Source organism: Nocardia sp. NPDC050175, assembly GCF_044459885.1.
In the GTDB taxonomy this organism is placed as follows: Bacteria; Actinomycetota; Actinomycetes; order Mycobacteriales; family Mycobacteriaceae; genus Nocardia.
This window is the reverse complement of sequence record NZ_JBITJI010000008.1, coordinates 38548-54908: the sequence shown is the minus strand read 5'-3', so window position 1 is coordinate 54908 and position 16361 is coordinate 38548. Positions and strand designations below refer to the sequence as shown.

The window sequence follows — 16361 nt, the reverse complement described above, 5'->3', positions numbered from 1 at the left end:
GAGACATGCGCAGCAGAATCATCGGCCGTCGCAAGCGGCGCAAGGCAACTCGGGTGCTCGCGGCGGGCAAGCCACCGCAGCATCCCGTCGTGATCACCGCGCGGCTGGTAGGTACGCCGAAAACCGTTGATATTAAACGCGGCTAGGAGGACATCCGGTTGTCCGCCTAGACGCCTCCGCATTGCTCGACCACCCCGAACTCGCCTGCACTACCGTCGCTTCGGTCCGTGCCCACGCGCACGAGAGCTGGGCTCTCGCATGGCCGTTGGCCGGAAGGGGGCAGGGATATTCAGGGAGTCTGCCGTAGCCGTCGGCGGCCCCGTTGGTCCACCTGTTTCGCCAGCTTTTGCTATCGAACGAGCCCACTGATCAGTGGGCCACGGACTCAACAAGGAGCTCGCGTGGTCACAACGGACAAGCTCGAAGTCGTCGCGGTGCCGGTCGGATGGGCATGGCTACGTGCCTTCATCCGACTCGGACGCCCCAAGTTCCTGCTACAGAGTGCGGCCGCAGTCGGTCTCGGCATGACAGTCGCGGCCTACGACGGGCATCCGCTGCATCCGGTCTGGTACGTATTCGCGCTGCTGGGCGCCTGGATCAGCCACCTGATGGTGCATTACTGCAACGAGTATTTCGACCTCGACGCCGACCGGAAGAATGTCGAGCACACCCAGTGGACCGGCGGTAGCCGCGTGCTGGTGGAGGGCCTCGTCAAGCCGGAGACCAGTCTCGGAACCGCGTTCCTGCTCGGTTTCCTCGCCTTCTTCATCCTGGCTGCCGTGCCGGATCTGCTGGTCCGCGAGCTGGGCGTGCTGCTGGTCGCGTTGGCGTGGTTCTATACGGCACCCCCGATCCGGCTCAACTACCGAGGGCTCGGGGAGCTGACGACAGGTATCTGTCTCTACGGCCTGGCGCCCCTGTGCTACCGCCTGCAGGCGGGAACTTGGTCGACCATGCTGTTCGCGATCGTTGTCCCGATCCTGTTCATCCAGATGTTGCGGCAGTTCCTGATGAATCTGTCGGATATCGAAGGTGACCGGCTCGCGGATAAACGCACCATTGCGGTGATTGTCGGCCCGCGCATCGTGATCCGCCTGTATATCGGTGGGCAAATCGCTTGCTACACGCTCATTCTCGCACTCGGCGTCAGCGGCGCACTGCCGTTGCCGGTCTGCTTCGCCATGCTGCTCACCTGCCCGCTGCCGATCTGGGTCGGGCGGCAACTGCTCACCGAGGCGATGCGGGTCCCCCGACGGGCGAACCTCGTCACGTTCCTGGCCTCCATGCAGCTTCCGGCGATTGTGTGCGCGGCGATGTCGGGACTGGTCGTCGATACCTTGCAGGGCGGGGGCCACGGGCTCGCTAGTTGGGTCCCGGTATACGCCGCTACGGTTTTCATCTGTTGCGCGTGGGTCGTCGGCTGGCTGCTCGCCAGGCCGCGGATTGCGTGACCGCCGTGTCCGGTGAAGTTGTTCGCCCGGAGGGACTGCTGTGGCGGCACCTGGGAGATCGCCGACTATTGCTGTTCGCCGCGCGCGGTGTCCTGCTGCAGCTGGCCCACCCCGATGTCGACGCGTCGGTCGCGACCGACGCCGACTGGGTCCGGCAGCCGTGGATCCGCAGTTCTCGTGCCCTGCCACAGATCCTCGCTGTTGTGTATGGCGGAGCAGCGGGTGTGCAGACCGGGGATCGCATCCGCAGGCTGCACCGTGATGTGACCCGCGTCGACGAAACTCGGCTCCGGCATGCACTGGAGCCGCAAGCGTTCTATTGGTCGCACGTGGTGTTCGTCGACGCCGTAGAGCGCATGCTGGAACTGTTCGAGGGCCCGCTGGCCACTGCCGAGCGCGAACTGCTCTTCAAGGAATCGTGTCAGTGGTATTCGAGGTACGGCGTCAACCCGAGGGTGCTGCCGACCGACCTGGCCGACTATGACGCTTATATCGCCGATACCTGTGCGCGAACGCTGCGGCTGACCCCCTCGGCGCGGCACACGCTGGCGATCATGCGGCAGCCAGGGCTCGCGCGTAATCCCTACCTGCCCAACTGGTTATGGTCGTTGATCTGCAGACCGGCCAGTTGGCTGCTGTGGCTGGTCGCCAAGGGCACGACTCCGCGGGTGGTCCTGGACCGACTCGGTCTGCGCATGCGGCGCTCGGAGGCGATGGCGCTGCGTGTGCTGGTCGCCGTTGTCAAAGTCTGCTGGCCGATGCTGCCAACTCGATTGCGGTACATGCCCACTGCGCGGGCAGCTTTCGCCAGGACCGGACGTTGGCCGAGCGGTCCGATCCGAGCCCGCAATGATCCGGCCCAGTACGAGGATCTGGCCGACGAATGGTGGCAACCGCGCGGCGCGTTGGCCGGGCTGCACTGGCTGGCACCTGCGCGAGCCAGGATGGTCCCGCCCGCCGTCCGCGATGGGGCCGTGCTCGTCGACCTCGCTTGTGGCGCAGGGCTTTTGGCCCCGCATCTGCGGGGAAAGGGCTACACCCATATCGGCGTCGACCTCTCCTCGAGCGCGTTGCGGCAGGCGGCCGATCACGGGGTGCGCACTGTGCGGGCCGACGTCCTCCGGCTGCCACTTGCCGATGGGTGCGCCGATGTGGTTGTGGCAGGCGAGATTCTCGAGCACGTCACCGACCTGTCCGCCGCGGTCGCCGAAGCGTGCCGGGTGCTGCGGCCAGGTGGGTTGCTTGTCATCGACACCCTCGCCGCGACCTTCCTGTCCCGCTTTCTCGCCATCACCGTCGCTGAGCGGGTGCCCGGCGGTATCCCGCGCGGCATGCACGATCCACAGTTGCTGGTGGACCGAGCGGCACTGGTCGAGGAATGCCGACGGCACGGTGTTGTGTTGCGGCTCAGTGGGATCCGGCCATCGGCGCTCGACCTGCTGAGCTGGCTTTCCGGCCGGAAGGACACCGTGCGGATGGTGCCGTCCCCGACGACGGCGTTCCTCTTCCAGGCCTCGGGCGTCAAACACGTTGGCACGACGGTCCGCTCACCAGCGTCCGAGAGTGCGACCGACCGGGATTCGACCCATCCACGTGTATCGCGGTGACGAATGCTAGGTGACGACGCCGGATAGCGAGGTTCTGGTTTCGGCGACTCCCGCATCGGGCGGCGCAATGCGTGGGAGTGACGTTCGGATAACCGCACAGTCGATAGGAAGGTTTTACGATGGAAACCAACCGATCAGAAGAATTCGAGCCGGCAATCGCGCCGCGCACGCGTCGCCGGGGAGCGCGGCCGGCGGTTCTCCTCGCCGCAGGCTTGTTGGGTGTATCCGCCATCGGCTACGGCATTCTCACTGCGCCGAGCTCGATAGCAGCTGAAGAATGCAAGACGGCTGACGGCACATTCTCCGGAGTCACCGGCACATTCACTATCAAGAACGATTCCGACAAGCTTACAGCCTCGGGGAAGGGGGAAGGAAAATTCAAGAATGAAGACGGCGGGACGTGTATCCACAAAGTCGAGGGTTCAGCCTCGGATATCGCCCTGCAGGTCTCCAAGGATGGGGCGACCTGCACGTTGATCTCGGACGATCTCGCGGGCCTGGACAAGACGACCGGCAACAAGCCCGAGTCGAAAGGGTCGATTCGGATAGAGGTGGCACTGGGCAAGGATACGCCGGCGAAAGTGTTTGCCCATGTCAATGCGACCAAGGACAGCCCCGACGAACCCGGTGAAAATGCCCTCGCTAACGCGAAAATAACGGGATTGAAAATGAAGGAGTGTAAAGCGAGTGCCGTACCACTCGCGACAGTCTTTACCTTGAAAGATTTTTCCATCACAACGGACGATCCGAATCAATAGCTCGATTCGCATCGAGAAGTCTAATTCGTTGCACCCGCGCCGGTAACTATCGGCGCGGTGCTCGATATCTGACAGGAAATAGTTCAGCAAAAGGGGTGGAACGTGCTCGCCGAGCGCAAGGATGCTTTGGCGCGGCTGGCCATCGTCATGGCCCGATATCGACGCCGGGTGATCGCCGGGTGGCTGATCGCGGTAGCTATCGGGCTGTTCGGGCTGCCGCATCTACTCGGAACGGTCGTCGCCCCCACGATCGAGGTCGCGGGTTCCGAATCGCAACAGGCGAGCGAGGTCCTCGGCGAAGCGCTGCCGACGCTCGGCAACGAGTCGATGATCGCGGTACTGCATTCTCCCGCGCTGCGGGCGACGGACCCGGCGTTCCAGCACGCGATCACCGCCGGGGTGGTTGCGTTGGGCGACCAGGACGGCATCTCCGGGGCACTGTTGTTTCCGCTGGCAGACGACCCGGACACAGCGCTGGCCAGCGGCATGGAACCGCTGCGCCCGCTGTTCCACGATGAGCACACCGCCTATGTGCTGGTGGGAACTTCCGGTGACGACAGGCAACGGCAAGGCCGCTTACCGGCGCAGCAGGCCGCGATCGACCAGGCGACCCGAGGCGCGTCCGGCGATGCGGTGCGGGCCTACCTGGTCGGAGCATCGGGGATCGGCCAAGGACTGCAGCAGGCCGAGGTCGAAGACCTCATGCGCATCGAGCTGGTGGCGGTACCCATCGCGATCCTGGTGCTGCTGTTGGGTCTTCGGGCGCCGGTAGCCGCGCTGGTGCCGATGGTGATCGCCTGCGCATCGGTGGTGACCACCTTGGGATTGTTCGCCCTACTCAGTCCGGTGTTCTCAGTAGACGGCATGCTGTTGATCGAGGTAGGCGCGACCGGGTTGGGCATCGGTGTCGATTACGCGTTGTTCGTGACGAGTCGCTATCGGGAAGAGCTGGCGGCCGGAGCGGGCCCGGCGCAAGCCATCGCGACGGCCGCGGCCACCACGGGACGAACGGTGGTGTACTCGGGACTGATCTTGGCGCTGGCCTGCACGAGTCTGTTCCTGATGCGCTGGCACATCTTCGCCCAGGCCGCGGTCGGAACAATGGCGGTGGTCGCGGTGACGTTGGCGGGCTCGGTCTCGCTGCTGCCCGCGGTGCTGGTGTCGCTCACCGAACGGCTCGAATACCAGCCACGATGGCTGGCCCGGCGGGCTCCGCTCATCGATGGCCCGGCCGGAGGCGGGGCATGGCTGGCCCGCTGGGCCGATCATCTGATGCGGCACCCCTGGCCGTATGCCATCGCCGTCACCGCCGGTCTGCTGCTGGCCGCGACGCCGATGCCCGACATGACGCTCGGTTTCAACGCGGAACGGCACGCCCTGGCCGATACGACGTACCGCGCCGGCGGCGCCATCATCGAACGAGACATACCCGGTTTGGCGAGTCCGGTGACCATCGTGCTGAGACGACCTGCCGACAGTGCCGAACCGGATACCGGGCCGCTGCTGACTGCCCTGAGCGCGGATCCCGAAGTGGCCGTGGCCACTACGTTCGGCAACGGCGTCGACCTCACCGCGGTGATCGCCATCCCGAAACACATTCCCAACTCACCTGCGGTGATCGAGCTGGTGCACCGAGTTCGCACCCAGATCGTGCCCGCGGCCGCGCCTCCCGGACTTCCGGTGCTCGTCGGCGGACCCAGCGCGCTGATGGCAGACATCCTCACCGAGACGTCGGCGCACCTGTGGTGGGTGGTCGGCTGCGTGCTGGCGCTGATGTTCGCGGTACTGGTCGGCGTGCTCCGCAGCCTCCTACTGCCGTTGAAGGCCTTGGTGATGAGTCTGCTGGCCACCGGCGCGGCATTCGGGCTCACGGTGCTGGTCTTCCAGCGCGACGGTGGTGCCGACTTGACTACCGACGGCATGATCTGGCCGCAAGTGCCATTGATCGTGTTCGTGGTCCTGTTCGGGCTATCCACCGACTACGAACTGTTCCTCGTTCGCCGGATCCAAGAGGAGTACCGGATCACCGGCGACAATCGCGCCTCGGTGGTGGCGGGTCTGCGGCGCACCGCTCGGCCGATTTCGCTGGCCGCGGTGATCCTCGCGGTCGGGTTCGGCAGCCTGCTGGTGTCCCGAATCAGCGGCATGCGGGAAATCGGATTCACCATCGCCATGGCGCTGATCATCGATGCGACCGTGATCCGGCTGATCCTGGTGCCCGCCCTGATGCAGATCATGGGCCGCTGGAACTGGTGGTTCCCGCGCATCGGCACCCGCTGATCGAGCCTGTCCGCCGCCGCCCGGCCCGACCATTCGCACCGCCCTCCATCGCTCGCGCACAAAACGAACACCACCAGCGCGCAGCGACATCTGGGCAATATGATCGCGAGTGGTTCGACCGGGAGGGAGTGATGATGTGACAACCGAGTCGGTGCTGGAGGCACAGGCACGGCCGGAGCGGTTCGCCGACCTGTTCGCCCATCGGCGCTGGATCCGGCGCAGTCAGCCGTTCCCGCACGTGTACGCCAGGGACGTATTCGTGCCGGAGTTCTATCAGCGGATGACCGATGATCTGGCGCGCGTGCAGCGCGAACGCCCCGAATTGGCCGGTCAGGTCGCGACGAACTACAGCGCCGACGGGATCCGCCTCGCCGATCTGCGCGACACCTCGCTCGCGGTGTTCACCTCCCGCGAGTGGCACGACCTGGTCGCCGGGATCGGCGGCGTCACCGCGACCGGTGACGTCGAGGGTTCGGTGCACCATCATTCGCCCGGCGCCCCGTACGGGTGGCCGCACAACGATCTCAATCCCGCATGGTTCCCCGGCGAAGCGCCGGGGCCCGACGAGGTGCGGCTGCCAGGCGACGGGGTGGATACCAAGTTCGGTACGCGCGCGTCGGGTGTGGTCGCCCGCGAGTCGGTCCGCGCGGTCGCGATGCTGTTCTATTTCGGCAACCCCGGCTGGCAGCCGGGCGACGGCGGCGAGACCGCGCTCTACGACCACATCGCCGAGGGCGACAAGCTGCCGGAGCTGACCCTCGTTCCGCCGCTGGACAATTCGCTCATCCTGTTCGAGGTCACGCCGCGCACCTGGCACACCTTCGCGGGCGGCAACACCAAGGACCGCAACAGCGTGGTGATGTGGGTGCACCGGACCAAGGACGAAGCGATCGAGCGTTGGGGAGGGGACCGCATTGTCTACTGGTGAACGCCGGGTCTGCCTGATCACGGGCGCGGGCGGCACGCTCGGCAACGTGTTCTGCCGCTCCTATTACACCGACTACGACATCGTCGCCGTCTGCCGCACCCGCACGCCCGCGGTGCCGTCCCAGCTGGAGTGGTTCGTCGATCCGCTCGAGCCGGAAAAGGCGGTGCCGGAGAACGATTCGCGCGTCTACGTGGTCCGCGCCGATCTCACCGCGCCGGGCGAGGTGGAGCGGGTGGTCGACCTCGCGCTCGCCCGGTTCGGCAAGGTCGATCTGCTGGTCAACAATGCCGCGCACGTCCAGTTGCAGCCGCGCGGCATCGTCGACGGCGATGCCGCGCTGGAGCAATTCGATCCGCATTTCACGCTGAATGTCGCCGTGCCGCTGCGGTTTTCGGTGCGACTGGCGCAGCGGTGCTGGCTGCATGCCGGGCCGGAGAATCGCGCGGCGAACCGGAACATCGTCAATGTCTCCAGCATCTCCGGCTCGGAGGTGTACCCGGGACAGACGCTGTACTCGGCGTCGAAGGCCGCGCTCAATCAGCTGACCAGGAACATCGCCGACGAATTCGCCGAGTTCGGGGTGCGCGCGAATGGCATCGCGCCCAACAGTTTTCCGGCGCTGGTCCCCACCGAGCAGGTCGCGCAGGCGATCGTCGAGCTCGACCGCGGCAGCTACACCGGCGGTGTGTTCGGCGTTGGCGTGGAGCCCGAGGCGGATGGTGGCCGCAACGAACAACTCGCCGAGGCCGAACAGTAACTACCCGGTGACCCGCTCGGACATCTCCCACAGCTGTTGCGCGAGAGCGGGATCCACCGCCTGCCTGTTGCTGGGCGGCTCCAGCTTGAACCGGTGGAAGTACTGCCCGTTGATCTCGTCCGACGTGGTCACCAAGTGCACCAACGGTTCCGAGCCCTTGTCCGGTCGAATGAAGAACGGCTTGGACAGTGGGGATCGGATGAGCCGGCCGAGGCCGAGCGGCGCCTGGTCATACACGTGGGTGGCGACCGCGCCGGGATGGAAGGCGGCGGTGACCACCCCGGTGCCCTCGGTGCGGCGGGCCAGCTCCCTGGTGAACAGGATGTTCGCCAGCTTCGACGCGGCGTAGGCGCCCATCTGGTTGAACGAGCCCGTCGTCGCGTTGACGGTGTCGAGGTTCAGCCTGGCGATCCGGTAGGTCGTGCTGGCCGTGTTGATCACCTTGGCCTGCGACTGCACCAGCCGGTCGAGCAGCAGGGTGGTCAGCAGGAACGGGGACAGGTGGTTGACCTGGAAGGTCAGCTCGTTGCCGTCGTCGGTGGCGGTGCGCTTGGGCCAGGAGCCGCCCGCGTTGTTGGCGAGCACGTCGATGCGCGGATAGCGGTCGAGCAGTTGGTCGGCGAGCTTGCGCACCTCGTCGAAGCGGGCGAAGTCGGCGACGAACGGCTCGGCACCCGCCTTGGCCGCCACCGCCGCCGTCCGTTCCGGCGAGCGGCCGACCACCGCGACGGTGGCACCCCGCGCGGCCAATATCGCGGCCGCCTCGGCGCCGATGCCGGAGCTCGCGCCGGTCACCACCACGGTCTTCCCGGTCAGATCCTGGTCCTGCACAGCCATCCCTGCCTCCTGAACGTTGGTCTAACTGACCTGATCGTCTTCGGCGCGGGCAGATTCGGCAAGAGCACCCGCGAAATGCGCGGCGATCTCGTCGGTCGTGGTCAGCCACACGCCGGGATGATTCGTCACGTACTCGAGCGCCTGGTCCAGATACTTGGCCCGGAACGCCTGGCCGATCACGAACGGGTGCAGCGCGAGCGCCATCACCCGGCCACTCTCGGCCGATTCCGCGTAGAGCTGGTCTAGCTGATCCTTGACGATCTGCACGAAGTCGGGCCCGCTGGTCCCCTTGCCGAGGAACAGCGTGTTGTCGTTCAGCTCGACCGTGTACGGAACACTCAGCAGCCCCGGCACATTCAGCGGATACGGCTGGTCGTCGTTGGTCCAGTCGAGCACATAGTTCAGGCCGAGCTCGGCCAACAGCGCTGGGGTGTGGAAGGTTTCGGTGAGCGCGGGCCCCATCCAGCCGCGCGGCCTGCGACCGGTGGCCCGCTCGATGGTTTCGACCACCTCGGTGAGATAGCCGCGCTCCTCCTCGATCGTCATGTCGGCCTGGAAGATCGAGTTGTTCTTGCCATGTGCCAGCCAGGCCCAATCCCTGGCCAAGCCCGCCGTGATGATCTGCGGATTGTGCTCGACCACATCGGAATTGAGCAGCACGCTGGCGCGGATCCGATGCCGGTCCAGTATTTCCGTCAGTCGCCAGATGCCGACCCGAGGGCCGTAATCGCGCCAGCCGTAGTTCAACGGATCGGGGGCTAGGCCCGCGGTACCGGGAAAGATGCTCGTCGAGGGCCGATCCACCTGATAGTGCTCGACGTTGAGTCCGACGTAGAAGGCGACCCGCGCGCCGCCGGGCCACTGAATCGGCGCGCGATCGGTGATCGGGCGGTAGTCGTAGAGCTCGTTGTCCATGCCGTCAATTCTCAAACCTGACACCAGTGTCACGTTCAACCTCCGCATGGCGTGAGATACCGCACACGGCACTGGCCCAGCTGACATTTGGCCTGGGCGCGCGCGGCGTGTTGGTGTGTATCGTCCACGCCGGTCTCCTGCATACTCACCAAAAGGGTGAGCGAGGGTGGCCGACGCAGCTCCAACTCGATCCGAAAGTGCCGATACATGCGAGTCGATGGGCGGGAAATCCCGGTAACGGGCAACCTGCTACAGCCGCTTATCCGGCGGACGAGTGACATCATCCGGGTCGTGCTGGCTGCGGTGTGGGTGGCGATCGTCGTTGCCGCGTCGGTGATCACCCGGCCGGAATGGCTTGCGCTGGAACGTTCGGTATCCAATATCGTCGGATTCCTGAATCCCGACCAATCGAACCTGGTCTATCTCGTTTATGGCATGGCGATACTGGCGTTGCCGTTCGCCATCCTGCTCGAGCTGATCATCGGCAGGCAGTGGAAGCTGCTGGCCGGTTACGCGGCGGCGGGCCTGACCGCAGGACTGCTGCTCTCGATCACCGGTACCGGCCTGTCCGCGCCGAAATGGCATCTGCAGGTGCCGGATCGACTCGATACCTTCCTGTCGCAGTTCCTGGACGATCCGCGCTGGATCGCGATGCTGGCGGCCGTGCTGACGGTGTCGAGTCCGTGGCTGCCCAACCGTCCCCGGCGGTATCTGTGGTTCCTGCTGCTGGCGTTCGCGCCGATCCACCTGGTGGTCAGCACGGTGGTGCCCGCGCGGGCGATGTTCGGGCTGGCCGTCGGCTGGCTGGTCGGCGCGGTCATCGTGCTCGTCGTCGGCACGCCCGCGCTGGAGGTGCCGCTCGATGCCGCGGTGCGCGTGCTGGCCAAACGCGGGCATACGGTCACCAGATTCACCGTGGTGCATCCGGCCGGGCGCGGCCCGCTGGTGCTGGCCGCCGCCATCGACGGGCCGGAACGCGGACTCGTCGTCGAGATGTACGGCAAGAACCAGCGCAGCTTCGGTGCGCTGCGCCAGCTGTGGCGCTGGCTGACCTTCCGCGCCAGCGAGACCGCGGCCCTGCACGGATCCATGCATCGCGCCGTCGAGCATCGCGCGCTGATGGCGCTCGCGGTCGGCGAACTCGGCCTGGCGAGCAGCACGCCGGTCGCCGTCGCGGCGCTGGACCGCGGCTGGATGCTGCATGCGCACACCATGCCGAAGGGCACCCGGATCAGCGAGGCGCCCGTCGAGCAGCTGGCCGGGGTGTGGAAGTCACTCGACGACCTGCATCAGGGCCAGATCTCGCACGGCGACCTGCGCCCGACCGAGATCCGAATCAACAACGGCACCACGCTCTTCGGCGGATTCGCCAGCGCAGAATACGGCGCCTCGCTCAAGCAGCAGCAATCCGACATCGCCCAATTGCTGGTGTCGACGACCTCGATCTTCGGCAAGGAACCCGCTGTCAGCGCGGCCATCGAATCCCTCGGCGAGCAGCCGGTACTCGCCGCCGCGAGCCGATTGACCAAGTCCGCCATGCCCGCCGGGCTGCGCAAGACGGTCCCGGATTGGAAGGACGCGCTGGGCGCCGCGCGCGACGAGGTGCGCAAGCAGACCGGCCAGGATCGGATCCAGGCCGAGCAGATCACCCGGTTCACCCGCAACCAGATCATCCAGCTGGTGCTGCTGATCGCGCTCGTCTACGTCGCCTATCCGTTCATCAGCGCGGTGCCGACCTTCTTCACCCAGCTGAAGTCGGCCAACTGGTGGTGGGCCCTGCTCGGGCTCGCGGTCTCCTGCCTGACCTATTTCGGTGCGGCGGCGGCACTGTGGGCCTGTGCGTCCGGTGCGGTGAGTTTCAAGAATCTGGTGATCATGCAGATCGCCAACACCTTCGCCGCGACCACCACCCCGGCCAGGGTGGGCGGGCTCGCACTCAGTGTGCGATTCCTGCAGAAGGGTGGTGTCGGCACGGTGCGCGCCACCGCGGCGGTGGCGCTGCAGCAGGCGGTGCAGGTGATCACCCACCTCTGTCTGCTCGCCGTGTTCAGCGTCGCGGCGGGCACCTCCGCGGACCTTTCCCATTTCGTCCCCGATGCCACGGTGCTGTATCTGATCGCCGGTGTCGGCGTCGGCATCATCGGCACCTTCATGTTCGTGCCGAAATTGCGACACTGGCTGAACAATTCGGTGCGCCCGCAATTGCAGGAGGTGCTCACCGAGCTCGCCGATCTGGCGCGCGATCCCAAGCGTTTCTCGGTGATCATCCTCGGCTGCGCGGCGATCACCCTCGGCATGGCCGGTGCGCTGTGGGCCAGCGTGGAGGCATTCGGCGGCGGCACCACCTTCGTCACCGTCACCATCGTCACCATGATCGGCGGCACGCTGGCTTCGGCCGCGCCGACCCCGGGTGGCGTCGGCGCCGTCGAGGCCGCGCTGATCGGTGGCCTCGGCGCCTTCAACGTGCCGCTGGACATCGCGGTCCCGTCGGTGCTGCTCTATCGCGTGCTCACCTGCTGGCTGCCGGTGCTGTGCGGCTGGTTCACCATGCGCTGGATGGCCTCGAAAGACATGATCTAGCCACGGATGTCCTTGGTGGCGAGCAGAACTCCGGTCGAAGGTCGCACCGCGCTGAATGTCAGCGTGCCGAATCCGGCCGCCCGCACCATGTCCCGATAACGGCGAATGTCGACCGCCGCCAACAGATCCGCGGGGCGTTGCGCCTCCAGGATATGGTGCATGGCAAAGGTGGAGGTCACCACATCGAAGGTTGCATCGGGCAGCGTCAGCGTCTGGGCGGCCCCTAGTTCGAATCGGCAATTCGTCACAGCTTAGGAATGTTCGGTCGCGTAGTCGATCATTTCCACGGCCGGATCGATACCGATGACGCTGCCGCCGGGACCTACTCGCGCCGCCAGCACTCGGACGAGATCGCCTGGGCCGCAACCGATATCGACGACCCGATGGCCGAGTGCCGCGCCGCTGAGGGCGACCGGTCGAGCGTTGAGTCCGGCGCCGCGTCCGAGCAGAAATAGGGCCTTGAATGTGCGGTAACTCCGAGGCTTGGTAAGCAGAACACCGGTTTCGGTGTCATGGTGGCCCTGTCGAATGGAAGACTGGGGTGCGTTTTTGGTCATGTGTTCATGGTCGGGAGGGGCCGCCGCTTCGACCAGAGGCAAAACCACGGAAACCGTTCCATTCGGGACGGATTCGCGACATTTGTACGGGAGGCACATTGTCGTCGGAAGTAAAAAGGCTGACGGGCAGCACGGATCGCCGGGTCCGGCGGACCAAAAGCCTGCTCCATCGGGCGTTGATCGAACTCATGCTCGAGCGCGGCTACGACCGAATCTCGGTGCGGGACATACTGCACCGGGCCGACGTCGGGCGGTCCACGTTCTATGCGCACTTCCGCGACAAGGACGACCTGCTGTTGCTGAGCAGCACCGATTATCTGCGTGCCGCGGTGACCGCGCCTGGCACCGAGTCCGGTGCCGACGCGACGCCACTTGCGCCGGTGCACACACTGTTTCAGCTGGCGGCCGCGAATCCTGAGGTGTACCAGGCCCTGCTCGGCCGCAAGAGCGGTGCCCTGCTGCTGCGAACGACGCGGGAAATGGTCGCCGAGATCCTCACCGAGCGCCTTGCCGAGCTGCTCGACATGGACGAGGCCGAATTCGATTCGACCATCACGTTCCTGTCCTGGGGCGTAGTCGGCGTACTCGGCGCGATCGCCGACGCAGACCCCCCGATAACACCCACCGAGGCATACCAACGCCTGGAACAACTGATCGGCCCCGGCCTGTCCGGGCGGGTCCGATCACGCTGACTCAGTTGTAGCACTTGACGTACGAAGCACGCTCTTGACGCATGCTGCAACGTGCGTCAAGAGCGTGCTTCGTACGTCAAGTCGGCGAGAAGGGTTCAGGCGACGACGGTTTGGGTGAGGCGGGTGGTGATGAGGGATTCGGCTTCGGTGACTATGCGGGTGATGAGGGCTTCGCAGCTGGGGATGTCGTGGATGAGGCCTTGGACCTGGCCTGCGCTCCAGATGCCTGCGTCGAGGTCGCCCTCTTCGAAGACGCGGCGGCCGCGGGCGCCGGCTACCAGGTCGCGGACGTCGTCGAAAGTGCCGCCTGCCCTTTCGATCTCGACGACCTTGCGGCTGATCTCGTTGTCGGCGACGCGGGCGGTGTTGTGCATGGTGCGGAAGATGAGTTGGGTGTCGCGTTCGGTGTGCGCGACGATCTGTTCCTTGACTTTCTGGTGCACCGCGGACTCCTGGGTGCACAGGAAGCGGGTGCCCATGTTGATGCCGTCCGCGCCGAGGGCGAGGGCGGCGACCAGGCCGCTGGCATCGGCGAAACCGCCGGACGCCACCATCGGAATGTCGAGCACCCGGGCGGCGGCGGGGATCAGGATCAGGCCGGGCACGTCGTCCTCGCCGGGATGGCCCGCGCATTCGAAGCCGTCGATGCTCACACCGTCGACGCCGATCCGCTGTGCCTTGAGCGCGTGCCGCACGCTGGTGCATTTGTGCAGCACCTTGATGCCGGCGTCCTTGTAGTACGGCAGGAACGGTTCCGGATTGCTGCCCGCCGTTTCGACGATCTTGACGCCGCTGTCGATGATCGCCTGCACGTACTCCGCATACGGCGGCGGGTTGATCGACGGCAGGATGGTGACGTTCACGCCGAACGGCTTGTCGGTCAGCTCCCTGGTGCGGGCGATCTCGCGGCGCAGGTCGTCCGGCGTCGGCTGGGTGAGCGCGGTGATGAAGCCGAGCCCGCCCGCGTTGGCGACCGCCGCGACGAGTTCGGCCCGGCCGACCCACATCATGCCGCCCTGCACGATCGGGTGTTGCACGCCGAAGGTCTCGGTGAACCTGGTCCGCAGCATTGCGCTCTCCTCTTGCCTCGCGCGGGCGTGCCAGTTCGCCCGAAGATCTGAATGGTGACACGAGGATCCACTCCGGTTCAACCCATAAGTAAGCCGACATTCGCATCGACACGTCGATCCCGAGGCCTTCTTACCTCAACTGAACAACCAAAAGTGACCACAAAATAGCAGTTGAAGCTGCCTTTGCTGAACCGAACGCCGCTTCGGTCAGATTAACGACGGTTCATCTCCTGAACCCTTGCCGTCGCGATAAGTTAGTTGATATTCTGCGCTCAGTTCAGCCCGTCACAGTTGTCGGCCAGCCCGGTGGACGCAGGTGACGGTCCGAGAGGAGTTCGTGGCATGACCCCCCGTGTGCAGGCGCTCGACGAGCCGCTCAGGTCGCGGCGCAATCACTGGAACAACCAGATCGCCGTGCACGCGCAGATGCGCCCGGACGCGGTCGCGCTGCGGTTCCGCGGCGCCGACACCACCTGGCGGCAGTTGCACGAGCGCTCGCTGAAGTTCGCCGACGCGCTGGCCCGCCGCGGTGTCGGCTTCGGCGACCGGGTGCTGATCCTCGCGCTGAACTACCCCGAATACGTGGAGGCGGTGTTCGGCATCAACGCGCTCGGCGCCATCGCGGTCCCGGTCAACTTCCGCCTCACCCCGCCCGAGGTCGCCTACATCGTCAGCGACAGCGGCGCGAAGGCGATCGTCACCGACACCATGCTGCTGCCGCTCGCCACCGCCGTTCAGTCGCAATCCGCCACGCTGGAAACATGTTTCGTGATCGGCGGGCCGAGCGCGGACGGCGTATTCGGCTTCGAGGACGTGCTCGCCGAGGGCGGCGAGCCGCATACCCCGCTCGACATCCCCGAGGACACGCCCTCGCTGATCATGTACACCTCGGGCACCACCGGCAGCCCGAAGGGCGCCATCCTGTCCTACGCGAACATGAATTCCCAAGCGCTGACGGTCATTCGGGCGCTCGCCACCGAGCAGAGCTCGATCGGCTTCTGCACCTCGCCGCTGTTCCACATCGCCGGACTCGGCAGTCTCGCACCGTGTTTCCTGCTCGGCGCGAAGACCGTGCTGCATCCGCTCGGCGCGTTCGACGCCACCGAGTTCCTCGACGCGGTCGAGCGGGAACAGGCGACCAGCGCGTTCTGCGTGCCCGCGCAGTGGCAGGCCATCTGCGCCGAGCCAAGGGTCAAGGAGCGCAAGCTCGCGCTGACCGCGCTCAGCTGGGGTGCCGCGCCCGCCTCCGACACGGTGCTGCGGGCGATGGCCGACTGCTTCCCGAACGCGTTCAACGTCGCGGTGTTCGGGCAGACCGAGATGTCGCCGATCACCTGTGTGCTCGACGGCAAGGACGCGCTGCGCAAGCTCGGCTCGGTCGGCAAGCCCATCCCGACCATCCAGGCCAGGGTCGTCGACGACGAGATGAACGACGTCGCGCCCGGTGAGATCGGCGAAATCGTCTATCGCGGGCCGACGCTCATGCAGGGCTACTGGAACAAGCCCGAGGCGACGGCGGAGGCTTTCGCCGGCGGCTGGTTCCACTCCGGCGACCTGGTCAGCCAGGACGAGGAGGGCTTCGTCTGGGTGGTGGACCGCAAAAAGGACATGATCATCTCCGGCGGCGAGAACATCTACTGCGCCGAGGTGGAGAACGTGCTCTTCGCGCATCCGAAGATCCGCGAGGCCGCGGTGATCGGCCGGGCGCACGAGAAGTGGGGCGAGGTGCCGGTCGCCGTTGTCGCGCTGAACAATCCCGGGGACGAGCTGACGCTGGACGAGCTGACGGTGTTCCTCAACGACAACCTGGCACGCTACAAGCATCCCAAGGATCTGATGCTCGTCGCGGAACTGCCGCGCAACGCCAGCGGCAAGGTCGTGAAAGTCCAACTGCGCAAGGATTATTCAAGCTGACTTCGGTGCCCGGCG

At 66.0% G+C, this 16361-nt stretch carries 13 protein-coding genes and 1 pseudogene; 10 read left to right on the top strand and 4 right to left on the bottom strand.

Annotation, left to right across the window (positions count from 1 at the left end; genetic code table 11):
• Positions 1 to 5: 5 nt before the first annotated feature.
• From ACIBK2_RS26745 to ACIBK2_RS26715, 7 genes are all read left to right on the top strand, one after another.
• Positions 6 to 146: a hypothetical protein gene (locus tag ACIBK2_RS26745; protein WP_396970914.1), complete on the top strand. Its 141-nt coding sequence runs from the start codon at positions 6 to 8 to the stop codon at positions 144 to 146.
• 255 nt (positions 147 to 401) lie between these two features.
• Entirely contained in the window at positions 402 to 1451 is a 1050-nt protein-coding gene (locus tag ACIBK2_RS26740) for a prenyltransferase (protein ID WP_396970912.1), read from the top strand.
• Between the two features lie 5 nt (positions 1452 to 1456).
• Complete coding sequence (locus tag ACIBK2_RS26735) at positions 1457 to 3058, top strand: oxygenase MpaB family protein (RefSeq protein ID WP_396970910.1); 1602 nt, start codon at positions 1457 to 1459, stop codon at positions 3056 to 3058.
• Between the two features lie 119 nt (positions 3059 to 3177).
• Positions 3178 to 3816 carry a hypothetical protein gene (locus ACIBK2_RS26730; protein ID WP_396970908.1) on the top strand — a complete coding sequence of 213 codons (639 nt, stop codon included), beginning with the start codon at positions 3178 to 3180 and terminating at the stop codon, positions 3814 to 3816.
• A gap of 102 nt (positions 3817 to 3918) precedes the next feature.
• Positions 3919 to 6096, top strand: a complete 2178-nt coding sequence (locus ACIBK2_RS26725; RefSeq protein WP_396970906.1) for an MMPL family transporter — start codon at positions 3919 to 3921, stop codon at positions 6094 to 6096.
• A gap of 136 nt (positions 6097 to 6232) precedes the next feature.
• Entirely contained in the window at positions 6233 to 7024 is a 792-nt protein-coding gene (locus ACIBK2_RS26720; protein WP_396970905.1) for a 2OG-Fe(II) oxygenase family protein, read from the top strand.
• Positions 7011 to 7781 carry an SDR family NAD(P)-dependent oxidoreductase gene (locus tag ACIBK2_RS26715; protein ID WP_396970903.1) on the top strand — a complete coding sequence of 257 codons (771 nt, stop codon included), beginning with the start codon at positions 7011 to 7013 and terminating at the stop codon, positions 7779 to 7781. The genes ACIBK2_RS26720 and ACIBK2_RS26715 overlap by 14 nt, the downstream gene beginning before the upstream one ends.
• Here ACIBK2_RS26715 and ACIBK2_RS26710 read toward each other — a convergent pair whose 3' ends face one another.
• Entirely contained in the window at positions 7782 to 8618 is an 837-nt protein-coding gene (locus ACIBK2_RS26710; RefSeq protein WP_396970902.1) for an SDR family NAD(P)-dependent oxidoreductase, read from the bottom strand.
• A 21-nt stretch (positions 8619 to 8639) separates the two neighbouring features.
• Positions 8640 to 9533, bottom strand: coding sequence for a polysaccharide deacetylase family protein (locus ACIBK2_RS26705; protein WP_396970900.1), 894 nt, complete (start codon positions 9531 to 9533; stop codon positions 8640 to 8642).
• 207 nt (positions 9534 to 9740) lie between these two features.
• Here ACIBK2_RS26705 and ACIBK2_RS26700 point away from each other — a divergent pair, with 207 nt between their 5' ends.
• Positions 9741 to 12113 carry a flippase-like domain-containing protein gene (locus ACIBK2_RS26700; RefSeq protein WP_396970898.1) on the top strand — a complete coding sequence of 791 codons (2373 nt, stop codon included), beginning with the start codon at positions 9741 to 9743 and terminating at the stop codon, positions 12111 to 12113.
• On the opposite strand, the pseudogene ACIBK2_RS26695 reads toward ACIBK2_RS26700, so the two are convergent.
• Positions 12110 to 12670 (bottom strand): annotated as a pseudogene (locus ACIBK2_RS26695) (methyltransferase domain-containing protein). The gene ACIBK2_RS26700 and the pseudogene ACIBK2_RS26695 sit on opposite strands and share 4 nt — an antisense overlap.
• A gap of 98 nt (positions 12671 to 12768) precedes the next feature.
• On the opposite strand from ACIBK2_RS26695, the gene ACIBK2_RS26690 reads away from it, so the two are divergent.
• The gene (locus ACIBK2_RS26690) at positions 12769 to 13362 is read left to right on the top strand and encodes a TetR/AcrR family transcriptional regulator (RefSeq protein WP_396970896.1); all 594 of its coding nucleotides are present in this window, start codon (positions 12769 to 12771) and stop codon (positions 13360 to 13362) included.
• Between the two features lie 95 nt (positions 13363 to 13457).
• On the opposite strand, the gene ACIBK2_RS26685 is transcribed toward ACIBK2_RS26690, so the two are convergent.
• Entirely contained in the window at positions 13458 to 14432 is a 975-nt protein-coding gene (locus tag ACIBK2_RS26685; protein WP_396970895.1) for an NAD(P)H-dependent flavin oxidoreductase, read from the bottom strand.
• A 342-nt stretch (positions 14433 to 14774) separates the two neighbouring features.
• On the opposite strand from ACIBK2_RS26685, the gene fadD5 reads away from it, so the two are divergent.
• Positions 14775 to 16346: a fatty-acid--CoA ligase FadD5 gene (gene fadD5 / locus ACIBK2_RS26680; protein WP_396970893.1), complete on the top strand. Its 1572-nt coding sequence runs from the start codon at positions 14775 to 14777 to the stop codon at positions 16344 to 16346.
• Positions 16347 to 16361: the final 15 nt, after the last annotated feature.